A 15,241-nucleotide genomic window follows, 5' to 3' on the forward strand; every position below is an offset into this window, starting at 1 on the left:
TCTACTCCGTCGAAACATCGGGCTTGTCATCCATGGCGGATGTCATCGCGTGCCAGGCAAGGGTCGCACATTTGACCCGCATGGGGAATTCCTTCACACCGGCCAACACCATTAGCCGTTCCGTATCTTCCCCGGCGTCAAAATCATTTTCCTCGCCCTTGACGAGCTGCTGAAAGCCCTCAAAGATTTTTTTTGCTTCCGCTTCCGTCTTGCCCTTGATGATTTCGGTCATCATCGAGGCGGAGGCGAGGGAGATGGCGCAACCTTTCCCTTCAAACGCGGCATCCTCAATCAGGCCGTTATGACCCATTTTCAGATAGACATTCACTGTATCGCCGCAGAGCGGGTTATAGCCATGCGCCTCATGGTTCGCATCTTCCGGATGACGGAAGTTGCGGGGGTTCTTCGAATGATCCAGGATTACTTCCTGATACAGTTCGCGTAAATCATCAAACATCAGCCGAAAATCTCCTGTACCGATTTCACCGCCGAGACGAGCGCATCGACATCGGCGCGGTTGTTATAAAGCGCAAAGGACGCGCGAGCCGTCGCCGCCACATCGAAATGATCCATCAACGGCTGGGCGCAATGATGGCCGACCCGGATGGCGACACCGCCACGATCGACAATGGTGCCGATATCATGCGGATGAATGCCGTCGAGGGTGAAAGAGATGATCGCGGCTTTATGCTTTGCCTGCCCGATAATGCGCAAGCTGTTGATCTGGCCAAGCTGTTCTGTGGCGTAAGCAAGCAGAGTCTGCTCATGCGCACTGATCTTTTCAAACCCGATCTCGTTGACATAGTTGATCGCAGCACCAAGACCAATGGCCTGCACGATGGGCGGGGTGCCCGCCTCAAACTTGGCATGGCCCTTGGCGTAAGTTGTTTTGGCGAAGGTCACCCGTTCGATCATGTCCCCACCACCGAGGAAAGGCGGCATGGCGTCCAGCAATTCGGCCTTGCCATACAGAACCCCGATGCCCGTAGGCCCGAAGACCTTATGGCCCGTGAACACATAAAAATCTGCATCCAACGCCTGCATATCGATCTTCATATGCGGCGCGGCCTGACTCCCGTCGATGAGAACAACAGCGCCCGCGTCATGGGCGGCGTCAATAATCTGGCGCACAGGCGTGATCGTGCCGATGGCGTTGGAGATATGGGTGATCGCGACGATCTTCGTCTTCGGCCCCAGCATCTCAAGATAGGTATCCAGCATGAACTCCCCATGTTCATCGATGGGGACAGCTTTTACCACCGCGCCAGTTCTTTCAGCGATCAACTGCCAGGGCACGATGTTCGAATGATGCTCCAGGGTGGAGAGGATAATCTCGTCGCCGGGCTTCAGATTGGCGGCGCCGTAGGTTTGCGCCACAAGGTTGATGCTCTCGGTCGCGTTCTTGGTGAAGATAATTTCCTCAACATTGGCCGCATTCATATGAGCGCAAACAATCTCGCGGGCGCCTTCATAAAGCTCTGTCGAGACCTGGCTCAGGTAATGGACCCCACGATGGACATTGGCATAGGTTTCCGCATAAGCCTTCTCCATGGTGTCGATGACCACTTGCGGCTTCTGCGCGGAGGCACCGCTATCAAGAAAGGCGAGAGGTTTGCCATGCACTTCACGCGTAAAAATCGGGAAATCGCGGCGGATTTTCTCAACGTCAAATGTTGTCATGTCATTCATCGCCTACACCTTATCCATCCAGCGGGCCGTCACTTTGGCGAAATATTCCCGCACGCCATCGTTAGAGATTTCTTCGAGCACATCCGCGAGAAACGCATCTATCAGCATCTTTCTCGCCGATTTCTCGTCTATTCCGCGAGATTGCAGGTAAAAGAGCGCATCTTCATCAAGTTCGCCAGATGACGCACCATGACTGCATTTGACGTCATCCGCATGAATTTCAAGTTCCGGCTTGACCGAAACAGACGCCCGGTCGGATAGGAGCAGAGAGCGGCTTAACTGATCGCCATTAACCTGTTGCGCATCCGGCACAATCTGGATCTTGCCCTGAAAGACGCCCTGCGCTTCACCATCGAGAATGCCTTTATAAACCTGACGGCTTTCATTTTCCGGCACCAGATGGCGGGTGATGGTGGTCGTGTCCGCATGCTGCTGCCCGCGGATCAGATAGGCCCCGTTCAGAATACTGACTGCGCCTGAACCGGTGATCCGGCTTTCCAACTCGTTACGGGCAAGCCGGGCGCCAGTTGTCAGGGCGAAATTCTCATAAACCGCACCAGCGGCCAGTTCCGTATCCGTATTGGCGAGATGAAAGGCCGTATTGCTCTCCGCCTGATATTTATAGTGATTGAGTTTTGCATCGGCGGCCAAGGTAATATTGGTCATCGGATTGGCGAAATAGGCATGGCCGTCTATGCCCGCATGCTCCTCAACCAGTGTGATCGCCGAATTTTGACCGAGGCGGATGACGTTGCGCATATGATGGGCGTTTGTCCCCGTTCCCAGAAGGCTGAGAAAGCGGATGAGGATTGGCTCCGTGACGGAAACTCCATCTTCCACCATTAGTACAAATCCGTCTTCCATAAAGGCGGTATTGAGGGCTACAACGGCGCGTTTGTCCTCTGCATCTGAGCCAAGCAGTGCGCTATTGCCCGCATCCAACTCCGCCGCGACGGAAGAAAGCTTAACCCCGTCTGGCAGTTTATCAAGCCTGCTCTCATTCGCAGAAAAATGACCATTCACAAAAGTCATGATATGGGGCGTTTCAAACTCGGCGGCGGGTAGGGCTGCGTTCGCCGGCGCTTCTGTTGTCTCGATCCCTTTGGTCAGCGGGGAGAGGTTGGTGAAGCGCCATTCCTCGACTTTTCGACCTGGAAAATCGAGCGATGCGAAACGGGCGAGGCCGCTTTCACGCAGCGCCACCACTGCCGGGTTATCATGACCGGGCAAGCTCTCTCGTGCCGTATCAAAACGGTCAAGGTACGTCTGAGCTAAAGGCGTTAAGTTTTTCATCTTACTCATCAATTTCTATCTAGGCTGCGCTGAGGGCCGCATAGCCTTTTTCTTCCAGTTCCAGCGCGAGGCTCTTATCGCCCGATTTGACAATCTTGCCATCGGCCAACACATGCACGAAATCCGGCACGATATAGTCGAGCAACCGCTGATAATGGGTGATGACAAGCGCCGCGCGTTCCGGGCTGCGAAGACGATTGACGCCGTCCGCTGCTATTTTGAGCGCATCGATATCAAGGCCGCTGTCTGTCTCATCCAGAAGCATCATATCCGGCTCCAAGAGGGACATTTGCAGCACCTCGTTACGCTTCTTCTCGCCACCGGAAAAGCCGACATTGACGGCGCGTTTCAGCATATCGTCCTTGATGCCGAGTTCCTTGGTTTTCTCCCGGATGAGCTTCAGGAATTCCATCGCGTCGACTTCCGGCTCCCCGCGCGCCTTGCGCTGTGCGTTATAGGCGGTTTTCAGGAAGGTGGCCGACGGCACACCCGGAATTTCGACCGGATACTGAAAGGCGAGGAAAATACCCTTTGCCGCCCGCTCATCGGGGGAGAGATCAAGCAGGTTCTCTCCCTTGTAGAGGACTTCACCTGACGTCACTTCGTAGCCATCGCGGCCGGCGAGGACATAGGAGAGAGTCGACTTGCCCGCGCCATTCGGACCCATGACAGCATGAATTTCGCCCGCTTTGATGCTGAGCGTGATGCCTTTCAGGATTTCCTTACCGCCAACCGTGGCATGTAAATCTTTGATTTCCAACATAACTTTATCTTTCCTTAGCCGACGCTGCCTTCAAGGCTGATGCCGACGAGTTTCTGGGCTTCCACCGCAAATTCCATGGGGAGTTTCTGCAGCACTTCCTTGCAGAAACCATTGACGATCAGCGCCATGCTTTCCTCTTCAGAAAGGCCGCGCTGCTGACAGTAAAAGAGCTGCTCTTCACTCACCTTGGAGGTGGTGGCTTCATGCTCGATTGTCGCGGTGCGGCTCTGGTTTTCGATATAGGGGACCGTATGGGCGCCGCATTTATCGCCGATAAGAAGGCTGTCGCAAACCGTGTGGTTGCGGGCATTCTCGGCTTTGCGGCCCATGCGGACGAGGCCGCGATAGGTATTTTGCGCCTTGCCAGCCGAGATCCCCTTGGAAATGATCGTGCTCGACGTGTTCTTTCCCAGATGGATCATCTTGGTGCCGGTATCGGCCTGCTGCATATTATTGGTGATGGCGATGGAGTAAAATTCCCCGACCGAATTATCACCCTGCAGGATACAGGAAGGGTATTTCCAAGTAATCGCCGAGCCAGTCTCGACCTGAGTCCAGGAGACTTTTGCATTCTCCCCGCGGCAGGCGGCGCGCTTGGTGACGAAGTTGTAAATACCGCCAACGCCGTTTTCATCGCCCGGATACCAGTTCTGCACCGTGGAGTATTTGATCTCGGCATCCTTCATGATGACAAGCTCGACTACTGCCGCGTGAAGCTGGTTTTCGTCACGCATTGGGGCCGTGCAACCCTCAAGATAGCTTACATAGCTTTCATCATCAGCGATGATCAGTGTCCGTTCGAATTGCCCTGTCTGGGCGGCATTGATCCGGAAATAGGTCGACAGTTCCATCGGACAGCGCACGCCCTTCGGGATGTAGCAAAATGACCCGTCGGTGAAGACCGCAGAGTTCAGGGCTGCATAGTAGTTGTCCGTATAGGGCACAACGGAGCCGATATACTTCTGCACAAGCTCCGGATGATCGCGCACAGCCTCTGATATCGGGCAAAAGATAACGCCTTCCTTCTCCAGCCGCGCCTTGAAGGTGGTGGCGACGGACACACTATCAAACACCGCATCAACGGCGACATTATGCGCGCCCTCCACCCCCGCGAGCACTTCCTGCTCTTTCAAGGGGATGCCGAGTTTTTTGTAGACTTCAAGGAGTTCCGGGTCGACTTCATCAAGGCTTTTCGGCTTGTCCTTGGTTTTCGGTGCGGAATAGTAATAGATATCCTGAAAATCGATTTTCGGATAATGCACCTGGGCCCAGTCTGGCTCAACCATCGTCAGCCAGTGGCGATAGGCCTTCAGCCGCCATTCAAGCAGCCATTCGGGCTCTTCCTTCTTGGCGGAGATAAAGCGGACGATATCTTCACTCAGGCCAATCGGGGCGGTATCCGCTTCGATATCGCTGATGAAGCCATATTTATACTTGTCAGAAACAGAGGCAACCTGTTCGACGGTTTCTCGGGCGACAACCATTCTTTACTCCGCTTGAACGAGGGAGGAGGGGGCCTCAAGCGCACCCGGCCTCCGGTTCGTAATTACATTCTTGGTATCGTGACACATATCAGCGAGCGTCACTTCCTCAAGCGCGGTGTTGAGCGCCCGGTTGATCTTCTCCCAACCGCCGCGCATGGGGCAGCAGGACTGCACCGAGCAGTCATCCACGCTATCATCAACGCAGGAGGTGACCGCAACCGGCCCTTCCATCGCGCGGACAATCTCGGCGATGGAGATATCCGCAGGCTTCCGCGTGAGGCTATAACCGCCATGAGCGCCGCGCTGCGAATTCAGGAATGGGCTTTTCGCGAGGATACGCAGTATTTTTGCCGCCGTCGGTACGGGAAGTCCCGTATGCAGCGACACATCCGGCGCCGTCATTGTCCGGTCCGGCAGGCGCGCCATTTCGGACATGATGACCACGCCATAATCGGTCATTTTGCTTAGCTTGATCATGATATTATCTATATCGTACCAAATTAGTCTGTTTTCAAGCGCAATGTATAACAGACGAATTTGGTCTTGTATAGAGTCGTTCTAAAAAAGAAAAGGAATTTTCGGGCCCCGAGGCTTTTTCACGCAAGATACTTGACAAACGGCCCCAAACTGCCGTTTAAATACGCGCATGGCATACTGCATGAACATTATTGTGGCGAAGATTATCACCATTCCCCGAATGGCGGAAATCTGTATGCCCTAACGGCTACGATCCAACCGCCCTCTGAGGCGGTTTTTTAATGCACCCGTCTCCGAAGGCCCCCTAAATCAGGAGACGAAGAAATGTTACAAGAATCCCAAGAAGAAAATACGCCGCCCAGCAAGGAGCCGGACAATCGACCGACCGATCCGGTTCTCTACCTGCTTGTCGGCAAGATAGGCGCGGGGAAGTCAACGCTCGCCGCCAAGCTTGCCGCGCGGCCGGGCACCATCCTTTTTTCGGAAGATACATTGCTGTCGGAGCTTTATCCTGACGAGGTTAATGATCTCAGCGATTATATCCGTTCTTCCCTCCGACTGAGATATGCGTTGAAAAAACATATCGTTGAACTGTTGATGTCAGGCTTCTCAGTTGTGCTCGATTTTCCGGCAAACACACCCAACAGCCGCCGCTGGGGTAAAGAACTTTTCGAGGAAGCGGGCGTGCCGCATGAAATGCATTATCTCGATATCCCGAATACGATCTGCAAATCCCGTCTTCGGGCGCGGAATGAGGCGGGCAACCATCCCTTCAAGACCAGCGAAGCGGAGTTTGATACCTTTACCCGCCTGTTTATCCCACCCATGCCGGAGGAAGGCTTTAACGTCGTCCGGCATGTGAAATAAATGCGCGAGACATCACTGGAAAATGCGGAGCGGGGCAGCAGATTAGGGCCTAACTGTTGTCACCCGTCTCCGCAGAGCGCGTCTCTGCTAGCAGCCAGTTGCGAAAAGCCGCGATCTTTGGCTGTTCAGCGCTTTCTTTTGCGCTCAGCAGATAGTAGCAGAATTTGAACGGCGTGCTGAGCCCCGGATCGAAGGGATGCACAAGACGACCGGCTGCGACGTCGTCGGCAACCAGAACATCGGCAACCAATGCGACGCCCTGACCGTCAAGCGCGGCCTGCACCGCCATATTCTCCATATTAAAATGCGGCCCGCGGGTCGGCTCTATATCATGTAATCCCGCCGCCAGCAGCCACATCCGCCAGCTTGCTTCCGCATCACTCCAATCAATATGCAGCAGTGTGTGGTGACGAAGATCATCAGGCTCCCGCAAGGGATGCTCTCCGTTTAGAAGGACGGGGCTGCAAACCGGCGTGTTCACCGGGGTCAGCAAATGATCGACGCGCACGCCGCTGTAACCGCCAGGACCAAACCGGATGGCAACATCGGCACTATCCCGCGCGAGGTCAACCAGACGGTCCGTGCCATCGATGCGGATTTCAATATCCGGATGCCGACTGCGGAATCGTTCAAGCCGGGGCATCAACCACATGGCACCAAATGACGGGCTGACGCTGATGGTGAGCACGCCACTTTCACAATGGGCGCGCAATTGCTCAACCCCTTGGGCCAGCTTGTCAAACCCCTGAATGAGTGTTGGCAGGGCAGCCTGTCCCGCAACGGTGAGGCGAAGGGCGCGGGTCAGGCGATGGAACAGAGGGACATTGAGGATTTCTTCAAGCGCCTTGACCTGATGACTGACCGCACTGGGTGTAACGTTCAACTCTTCCGCTGCCTTGGTGAAGCTGAGATGGCGTGCGGCGACCTCAAAGGCCCGAAGTGAGTTCAGAGGCGGGAGGGGCCGGGTCATATTGTATGCATGAGATAAACTAACATATAAATGGATATCTTCTCGTTTGTTGAAGCCTCTAACAGTGCATATTCTCTATGTATAATCAAGTCGAAACTGCCCTGATGCGTAATGGTCTCAGGCAGACATAGTTTAAATATTCTCATTTAAATTCTGTCGACGGCCAGTCAAACAGAGAACCGATGGAGGATTCCATGAACTTGTTACAGTTGCAACGCGATCTCGACCCAAGCCTTCAGGCGCAGCAGCCTGAACGGACTGTTCAGCCAAGCTCCTGGAGCCGGCGGTTGTTTAATTCTCTGCTTTCGGCATTCGCCCGCTCGATCCAAAATCGCGCCAAGCACCATGAACTTAGGGTCCTGGATTCTCGTGCCCTGATAGATATTGGGTTGGATGGCTTTCAAATCGGCTCTTCGATTGAGGAGAGAATCGAGATGGAAAGAAGGATGAAATACAGGCCGGGCCGACATAGTTCCTTGCGGAGGTGAACGCGTCGCCCTGCCAGACATCTGTTTATTGGAATGAGGAATTTACGGTATAAAATTGCCCGCCTGTATATTCAGTGTTAAAAGGCCGCTGAACTCTTATCCTATTTGGCGAAAATTCCATGGCGGCACCTATTCTGGCCCTGCAAAACGCCCGCGTCACGTTTGGCGGCGGCGACCTGTTTAACGATATCTCGCTCGGGATTGAACCGGGGATGCGCGTGGCCCTGATGGGCCGCAACGGCTCGGGCAAGTCAACGCTCTTAAAGGCGCTCGCGGGGGATATTGACCTTGATGGCGGGGAGCGGTTCCAGCAGAGCGGCGTGAAAGTGAGTTACTTGCGGCAGCAGCCCATCATTACGCCCGGCCGCACGGTGTTTGAGCAGGTGCAATCCGGCCTGCCAACGGGCGGGGAGTTGGATGATCTTGGCTATCTCGTCGATCAAGTGCTGGATGGTGTTGGAATCGACGGCGTACGGCAGCTTGAAACGCTGTCAGGCGGGGAAGCCCGGCGGGTATCGCTCGCGGAGGCGCTGGTTTCCGATCCGGATGTCTTGCTCCTCGATGAGCCGACCAACCATCTCGATATCAAAACGATCCTCTGGCTGGAAGAGGAGCTTAAATCCTTCAAGGGCGCGCTGATGATCATCAGCCATGACAGGCAGTTCCTGAAGAATCTTACCAACCGGCTTTTCTGGCTTGATCGCGGCAAGCTTCGCACTCATGGCAAAGGATTTTCGGCATTCGATGACTGGTCGGAAGAAATCCTCCGTCGGGAGGAAGTGGAAGCCAAAAAACTAGACAAGAAAATCGCCGAGGAAACCGACTGGTCGCGCAAAGGCATCACCGCACGGCGTGCCCGGAATGAGGGCCGCATTCGGGCACTTCATCGCCTCCGAGCCGAACGTGCAGAACGGCAGGCGCCGGTAGGTTCCGCCAAGCTTTCCGTCAAGACCGGTGCAAAAAGCGGCAAGGTTGTCGTCGAGGCCACCGATATTTCCATGGCCTATGAAGATGCGGACGGTGGAACGCATGAGGTACTCAAGAAATTCTCCACGCGCATTATGCGCGGTGACCGGGTTGGCATCATTGGCCCGAATGGCGCCGGAAAAACGACACTTCTTAAAATCCTGATGGGGGAACTTGCGCCCACCACGGGGGAAGTCAAGCTCGGCACCAATCTCACGCCCGCGATATTTGATCAACGGCGTGACAGCCTTGATCCCGACATGAGCCTTTGGGATACTCTCGCCGATCCCGGCAGCGGCCAGCTTCTTGTGCGCGGCGAAGTGCGTCATGTGGTGGCATACTTGCGCGATTTTTTGTTCGAGGATAGACAAGCGAAAAGCCCGGTGAGTGCCCTTTCCGGCGGAGAGAAAAACCGCCTGCTGCTCGCAAAACTGCTGGCAAAGGAGAGCAATCTTCTTGTGCTCGACGAGCCGACCAACGATCTTGATATGGAAACCCTCGATCTGTTGCAGGATATGCTGTCCAGCTATGACGGCACCTTGGTTGTTGTCAGCCATGACCGGGAATTCCTCGACCAGCTTGTAACGTCCACCATCGTGATCGAGGAGGGCGGACGTGCGAATGAATATGTCGGTGGTTACAGCGATTATATGCGCATGAAAAAGGACGCGGAAAAAGCGCCCGCAAAAATCGCCAAATCAAAAGAGACGGCGCAGAAACCCTCCGGCCCGCGCAAGAAACTCACCTATAAGGATCAGCGGGACTATGAACGCCTCCCCTCCGTGATTGAGGCGTTGGAGCTGAAAATCAAAGCGCTTGAGGCCGCACTCGCCGATCCGGACCTGTTCGCGAAAAGCCCGAATGAATTCAACAAAAAAGCCGCCGAACTCACCCGTGTGCAGACCGAAAAAGACGAGATGGAGACCCGCTGGCTCGAACTCGAACTCCTGCAGGAGGAAATCGCGGGGAGTTAGAGCGTTACAAAAAATTTTTATCTTTAATTAATTTCCTAATAGTTAATTTTATTTTAATTTAGTGCTAGAATTAATCAAACATCTATTCATCAAAATATAGCCTGAGAGGGTGGTTGCCTTGGTGGACTTATTGCAAGAAAATTTTATCGCAAGTATTTTTCTAACGCTTGTTCTAAGTGTGATTGGTGCTGGAGTATGGGATATATTGTTAAAACCTGTATCCAGTTTCATAACAAAGTTCTTATATAAAATTTTTACCTTTGGTCGCCAAAAAGCAAAAAATGAAGCTTATGTATTGGCTGCATATTTATTTTTTGAACCAGCAAATATTAGCAGCAGTATTCGAGGTAATGGTTTGCTGTTAATGGCTATTGTCATGATGATTTTCTTTTACGGCCTTATTATGCCCGACCTCATAGGATGGAAGTGTTTCTATTTGGAGACTATTATCCAAGTCAATGAATGTGCAGAGGCAAGTGGTAAATATAAATCTCCTTTTAATGACAATTGGCTAACAGTTTATTGGGGATTGATAGCACTTATTTGTGTAATGTTAATTCTGCAGACTAGAAGGCTAGTAGTTAGAATTAAAATCGCCGAAATAATTGTGGTCTTTAAAATGAATTTAGAATTGCATAGCGCCGATATATCGAAAGAACAAAGGCAGCAATTTATGAGAGATTTTTGCAATATGAAAAATCCTGATGATTTTTATAAGATTATAAAAATTATTAGAAGCTCGGGTGAGGGCAGCTCATTAATTAAAAAAAAATAATCTCCACCCTCGAGCTTGGTTTATTAGCTGAATTATAACTATTCTAGATTGATGTAGGTTTCTAAATTTTAGGCGGAAATCACGGGGGTAGGCCTGCCCGCACTATTCAATCGGCAGGTTGTGCATTTTGAGAAAGCTGAGCTTATCCCAGTAGCCGCGCTGGAATTGGATCAGGCCGTCTTTTACCGTGAAGAAGCCGCAGCCGCGCAGGCCCAGCGGATAGCGCCACTCCAATATGGCGACGTCACCCGCCTCATGGATGACCTCGGGGATGCAGTGCATATCGGCGGCGGCGAATTCGCGCTCGAACATCGCCTTGATGGCGGCGCGCCCCTCCACCGGGTCCTGTGGCACCTGATGATTGACGGCCTCTTCCGCATAGAGGGCGGCGAGCCCGGAGGTATCTGCGGCATTAAAACGCTCGATCTATATTTCAACAACTTCACACGGCGTCATGGCTCTTTCGAGGCTCCAGATTATTGCGGTTTTCAATGCCGGTCTTTTAGCAGACATGGGTCAGGAAAGGCTAGACAACTTCGTCCGCGCCTGTAATCATCCCATTTAAACGGGGCCGTGCGGAGGGATAAAATTCATGCAGAATATGACTGTCAAAAGTGACCGCCTGTGGGACAGCCTGATGGAGATGGCGAAGATCGGCGCGACGGAGAAGGGGGGCTGTTGCCGTCTGGCGCTGACCGATCTCGACAAAGAGGGGCGGGACCTGTTCTCATTATGGTGCAGCGAGGTTGGTTGCACCATAAAGGTGGACAAGATGGGCAATATCTTTGCCCGTCGCGCCGGATCGCGCGATGATTTGCCGCCGGTGATGATGGGATCACATCTCGATACCCAGCCGACGGGCGGGAAATATGACGGGGTTTACGGCGTCCTCGCGGGGCTGGAAGTCCTCCGTACGCTCAATGATTTTGATGTGCAAACAGTGCATCCGGTGGAAGTCGCCGTCTGGACCAATGAGGAAGGCTCGCGCTTTGCCCCGGCGATGGTTGCCTCCGGTGTGTTCGCGGGTGCATTCGAACTCGACTATGGCCTCTCCCGCGCGGATGCTGACGGTAAGACCATGGGGGAGGAGTTGCAGCGCATCGGCTATGCCGGGACGGAGGAGGTTGGTGGTCGCGAGATCAAGGCTTTTTTTGAGGCGCATATCGAACAGGGCCCAATATTGGAGCATGAGAAAAAGACAATCGGCGTTGTTATGGGAGCGCAAGGTCAACGCTGGTATGAAGTAACTATCACCGGACAGGAGGCCCACGCCGGACCGACCCCGATGGCGCGGCGGAAAGATGCCCTCGTTGCCGCATCGAAAATCATCACCGAGGTGAACCGCATCGGCCTTGATAACCAGCCTTTCGCCTGCGCGACGGTCGGCATGATTGAGTCGCGCCCGAATTCGCGCAACACCATTCCGGGGCAGGTATTCTTTACCATTGATTTCCGCCACCCCAAGGACGAGATTTTAAGCAAAATGGATGCGGAGCTGCGGGCCTTCGCAACAAAAACCGCCACCGACGGCGGCCTTGAGATGAGTTTTGAGGAAATTTGGTATTCCCCGCCTGTTGTCTTTGACGAAGACTGTGTGAAGGCTGTCCGTTCAGGGGCGGAGAGGGCCGGCTTCTCCCATATGGATATCATTTCCGGCGCCGGACACGACGCCTGCTATATCTCCCGCGTGGCGCCGACAGCCATGATCTTCGTGCCCTGCGAAAACGGCATCAGCCATAACGAAGCGGAGGAGGCAACCCCAGAAGATCTCGCCGCTGGCTGCAATGTCCTGCTGCAGGCGATTGTCGATCGGGCTGGGATCGCATAGCCTTATTTCGGGAAAGAATATTGGCAGAAGGCGCCGCAGTTATAGTAAGCTGCTCCAAAATTGCGATAATAATTAAGGGAATGCACCCATGCTGACATCCGCCACCGCTCAATCTCCAGATTTTTTGAACCCGGAGATTCCGCCTGAGCTTCCCGTTCTTGATGTGCCTGTCATCGTCGCCTCGGACGAAACATTGGAAGGCTACGGCTGTCTTGTTGAGGATTACGAGAATTTCCCGATCGAGATTGTCACCTGGCCAACCTCCGGCACCCGTAAAGTCGATGAGGGAACAGGCAATCAGGGCGGCACGGCAGAAGGTATTTTCGAGTTCTGGTGGGAAGGGGATGTGCTTTGGGGCCGCAATAACGCTGTCGAGGATACCTATGTCCTCGGCTGGTCCCGCGATCCGGAAGAGGCGAACAGCAAAGTCGCCACGCGGGAGCAGGATCAGGTGCTGCTTTGGCATGCGAATTACCATCCCGATGGCGGGCAGCTTTTCTACTCGCTGGACGGGACACCATTCATGGTGCCGCTCGCGCTCCCGGGCGATGACGTGCAGCCGGAGGATTTCGTCTCCTTTTATTGCGATGGCACGAAAGGCCTCTATATCCATCCCAATATCTGGCATGAAGGCGTCTTTCCCATCGGTAGCGAGGGGCGTTTCTATGATCGGCAGGGCAAAGTCCACGCCCGTATCTCGGTCAATTTCGCCGAGGAATTCGGGATGCTGCTGAAAGTTCCGCTTATCGCGCCGTGAGAAAGATATGCGGGACGCGGTGAAGCCGGACCAAACGGGCCAGGGGATTATCATCATCTTGCTGTCCGTCCTGCTGATGGCTTTCGCGGATGCTTTAGTAAAGCGCGTCAGCGCGGATCTGACAATATGGCAACTGTTCTTCGCGCGTTCGCTTTTTGCCATTCCTGTTTTGCTGCTTTTCATCCGCGCAAGTCGCGCGCGTCTTACCTTTCAAACCCCGAAATGGACCTTAATCCGCAGTTTGTTTCTGGTGCTGACATGGCTTGCCTTTTACGCGTCGCTTCCCGTGCTGAGCCTCTCTGTGGCGGCGGTCGCAGTATATACCAACCCAATCATAACCACCTTGCTTTCTGCGATCCTGATAGGAGAGCCGGTATCAAAACGACAATGGGGTGGCGTGATGCTCGGGTTTCTGGGTGTGATCGCCATTTTGCGGCCCGGTACCGACGCCTTTTCCTGGTTCACCCTGCTTCCCTTGATAGCCGCCGTCTTTTATTCCCTGGCAATGATCCTGACCCGAAGCAAATGCCGCGATGAAACGCCGGTTATGTTGGCAATTGCCCTGCATGGATCATTTCTGATCACGGGATTGCTCGCGACCGGAGTGCTTTTTCTGCTCGATCTCGGCGCAGATACAAGCGCTCAGTTTCCGTTCCTGTTCGGCGACTGGATGCCAATGGGCGCGGAAGAGTGGGGCTTGATGCTTCTCCTCGGAGTTCTCTCCGCGGCCTTCTTTGTCGGCGTCGCCCGGGCTTATCAGATTGCGCCGCCATCAACTATTGCAACATTCGACTATGCCTATCTCGTTTCCGCTGCCATCTGGGGCTTTGTCTTCTTTGCCGAGACGCCGGACATATTGACTATGTGCGGGATGCTCCTGATCACAGCGGCGGGACTACTCGTCTCAATTTCCCCATCCAAGAAACTGGACCATACCTAGGCCCCGGTTTTTACCTGACGCTCCCGATAGAGAATGTAAAGCCCGCTGGCGACGATGATGGCCGCGCCGAGTATCGTGAAATTGTCGGGGAAGTTTCCAAAGACTAAATAACCGAAGATGGCCAGCCAGATAAGCTGCGTATACTGGAACGGCGCAACGGTCGAGGCTTCCGTATAGTCAAACGCCTTGATGATGATGAAATGGCTGAACCCGCCAATAAATCCAATTACACCCAGAATGAGCCACCCCTTCAAATCCGGCATAACCCAAAAGAAAGGAACGACGATACTCATACCGATGGTGCCAATCAGGGCAGAATAGGTAATGGTGGTCGCCGGACTGTCTATCCCGGAGAGAAATCGCGTGGCAATTTGATAGAGCGCGTAGAAGATCGAGGTTCCGATTACCAGGAAAAGCGCCGGATGTACTTCGAGCATGCCGGGTCGGAGAACGATCATCGCCCCGCCAAAGCCGATGATCACTGCCGCCCAACGTCGGGCGTTGACTTTTTCTTTCAGGAGGATAACTGAAAAGATAATTACGAAGAGCGGCGCCGTCGCCCCCAATGCCGCCGCATCGGCGAGCGGTACATATTTCACTGCTGTGAAAAAGCAAATCGTGGCAAGCAGCAGGAAGATGGATCGAATAAGCTGCATTTTTAGCCGTTTGGTCTTTATCAGCTGAATCCCGTGTTTTGGCAGCAAAATCACCGTCATCAGGACAGTGTGAAAGAAATAGCGCGCCCAGACAACCTGAATCGGCGGATAGGTCTCGTTCGCATATTTGACGGTCGTATCCATGACCGCAAAAAAGAAAATGGCCGTACAGAAAAGGAATATACCCTTATAGGAAAAAGTTGAATCTGCGGGGGTTGAGGGCGCTGACATTGGGTTCCTTAATTGTTTTTTTATTTTTGAGGTTGAACCCCTAGTTGGCGTCAACGATCCTCCCAATCAGGTTTAATGTCAAG

The 15,241-nt window shown here is 53.6% G+C and carries 16 protein-coding genes; 7 read left to right on the forward strand and 9 right to left on the reverse strand.

All coding sequences use genetic code 11. The features are described from left to right. Nucleotide 1: 1 nt before the first annotated feature. The 6 genes from sufU to LKE13_RS13885 are packed head-to-tail and all read right to left on the reverse strand — an operon-like array spanning nt 2 to nt 5,706. Entirely contained in the window at nt 2-457 is a 456-nt protein-coding gene (gene sufU, locus LKE13_RS13860; protein WP_227951980.1) for a Fe-S cluster assembly sulfur transfer protein SufU, read from the reverse strand. Then, nucleotides 457-1,680 carry a cysteine desulfurase gene (locus tag LKE13_RS13865; RefSeq protein ID WP_227951981.1) on the reverse strand — a complete coding sequence of 408 codons (1,224 nt, stop codon included), beginning with the start codon at nt 1,678-1,680 and terminating at the stop codon, nt 457-459. Before LKE13_RS13865 ends, sufU begins: the two co-directional genes overlap by 1 nt. Nucleotides 1,681-1,692: 12 nt before the next feature. Then, nucleotides 1,693-2,991, reverse strand: coding sequence for a Fe-S cluster assembly protein SufD (gene sufD, locus LKE13_RS13870; RefSeq protein WP_227951982.1), 1,299 nt, complete (start codon nt 2,989-2,991; stop codon nt 1,693-1,695). Between the two features lie 10 nt (nt 2,992-3,001). Continuing rightward, nucleotides 3,002-3,745: a Fe-S cluster assembly ATPase SufC gene (gene sufC / locus LKE13_RS13875; RefSeq protein ID WP_227951983.1), complete on the reverse strand. Its 744-nt coding sequence runs from the start codon at nt 3,743-3,745 to the stop codon at nt 3,002-3,004. Between the two features lie 14 nt (nt 3,746-3,759). After that, nucleotides 3,760-5,229, reverse strand: coding sequence for a Fe-S cluster assembly protein SufB (sufB, locus tag LKE13_RS13880; RefSeq protein WP_227951984.1), 1,470 nt, complete (start codon nt 5,227-5,229; stop codon nt 3,760-3,762). 3 nt (nt 5,230-5,232) lie between these two features. After that, the gene (locus LKE13_RS13885) at nt 5,233-5,706 is read right to left on the reverse strand and encodes an SUF system Fe-S cluster assembly regulator (protein ID WP_227951985.1); all 474 of its coding nucleotides are present in this window, start codon (nt 5,704-5,706) and stop codon (nt 5,233-5,235) included. A 324-nt stretch (nt 5,707-6,030) separates the two neighbouring features. Between LKE13_RS13885 and LKE13_RS13890 the strand changes: the two genes are divergently transcribed. Further along, entirely contained in the window at nt 6,031-6,573 is a 543-nt protein-coding gene (locus LKE13_RS13890) for an AAA family ATPase (protein ID WP_227951986.1), read from the forward strand. Between the two features lie 49 nt (nt 6,574-6,622). On the opposite strand, the gene LKE13_RS13895 is transcribed toward LKE13_RS13890, so the two are convergent. Further along, complete coding sequence (locus LKE13_RS13895) at nt 6,623-7,543, reverse strand: transcriptional regulator GcvA (protein ID WP_227951987.1); 921 nt, start codon at nt 7,541-7,543, stop codon at nt 6,623-6,625. Between the two features lie 194 nt (nt 7,544-7,737). Here LKE13_RS13895 and LKE13_RS13900 point away from each other — a divergent pair, with 194 nt between their 5' ends. From LKE13_RS13900 to LKE13_RS13910, 3 genes are all read left to right on the forward strand, one after another. Next, complete coding sequence (locus tag LKE13_RS13900) at nt 7,738-8,031, forward strand: hypothetical protein (RefSeq protein WP_227951988.1); 294 nt, start codon at nt 7,738-7,740, stop codon at nt 8,029-8,031. A 119-nt stretch (nt 8,032-8,150) separates the two neighbouring features. After that, nucleotides 8,151-9,971 (forward strand): ABC-F family ATP-binding cassette domain-containing protein, encoded by a 1,821-nt coding sequence (locus tag LKE13_RS13905; RefSeq protein ID WP_227951989.1) that lies wholly within the window; start codon nt 8,151-8,153, stop codon nt 9,969-9,971. A 121-nt stretch (nt 9,972-10,092) separates the two neighbouring features. Next, nucleotides 10,093-10,746 (forward strand): hypothetical protein, encoded by a 654-nt coding sequence (locus tag LKE13_RS13910; RefSeq protein ID WP_227951990.1) that lies wholly within the window; start codon nt 10,093-10,095, stop codon nt 10,744-10,746. 102 nt (nt 10,747-10,848) lie between these two features. Here LKE13_RS13910 and LKE13_RS13915 read toward each other — a convergent pair whose 3' ends face one another. Further along, nucleotides 10,849-11,172, reverse strand: coding sequence for a nuclear transport factor 2 family protein (locus tag LKE13_RS13915; protein WP_227952427.1), 324 nt, complete (start codon nt 11,170-11,172; stop codon nt 10,849-10,851). Between the two features lie 166 nt (nt 11,173-11,338). Between LKE13_RS13915 and LKE13_RS13920 the strand changes: the two genes are divergently transcribed. The 3 genes from LKE13_RS13920 (at nt 11,339) to LKE13_RS13930 (ending at nt 14,271) form a co-directional block, all read left to right on the forward strand. Next, nucleotides 11,339-12,574 carry a Zn-dependent hydrolase gene (locus LKE13_RS13920; RefSeq protein WP_227951991.1) on the forward strand — a complete coding sequence of 412 codons (1,236 nt, stop codon included), beginning with the start codon at nt 11,339-11,341 and terminating at the stop codon, nt 12,572-12,574. Between the two features lie 88 nt (nt 12,575-12,662). Then, entirely contained in the window at nt 12,663-13,331 is a 669-nt protein-coding gene (locus LKE13_RS13925) for an ureidoglycolate lyase (protein ID WP_227951992.1), read from the forward strand. Nucleotides 13,332-13,338: 7 nt separating this feature from the next. After that, complete coding sequence (locus LKE13_RS13930) at nt 13,339-14,271, forward strand: DMT family transporter (RefSeq protein ID WP_227951993.1); 933 nt, start codon at nt 13,339-13,341, stop codon at nt 14,269-14,271. Here LKE13_RS13930 and LKE13_RS13935 read toward each other — a convergent pair. Beyond that, nucleotides 14,268-15,158, reverse strand: coding sequence for a DMT family transporter (locus tag LKE13_RS13935; protein ID WP_227951994.1), 891 nt, complete (start codon nt 15,156-15,158; stop codon nt 14,268-14,270). The two genes, LKE13_RS13930 and LKE13_RS13935, sit on opposite strands and share 4 nt — an antisense overlap. Nucleotides 15,159-15,241 lie beyond the last annotated feature (83 nt).

The sequence above is a fragment of the Sneathiella sp. HT1-7 genome, assembly GCF_020731145.1.
Lineage (GTDB): Bacteria > Pseudomonadota > Alphaproteobacteria > Sneathiellales > Sneathiellaceae > Sneathiella.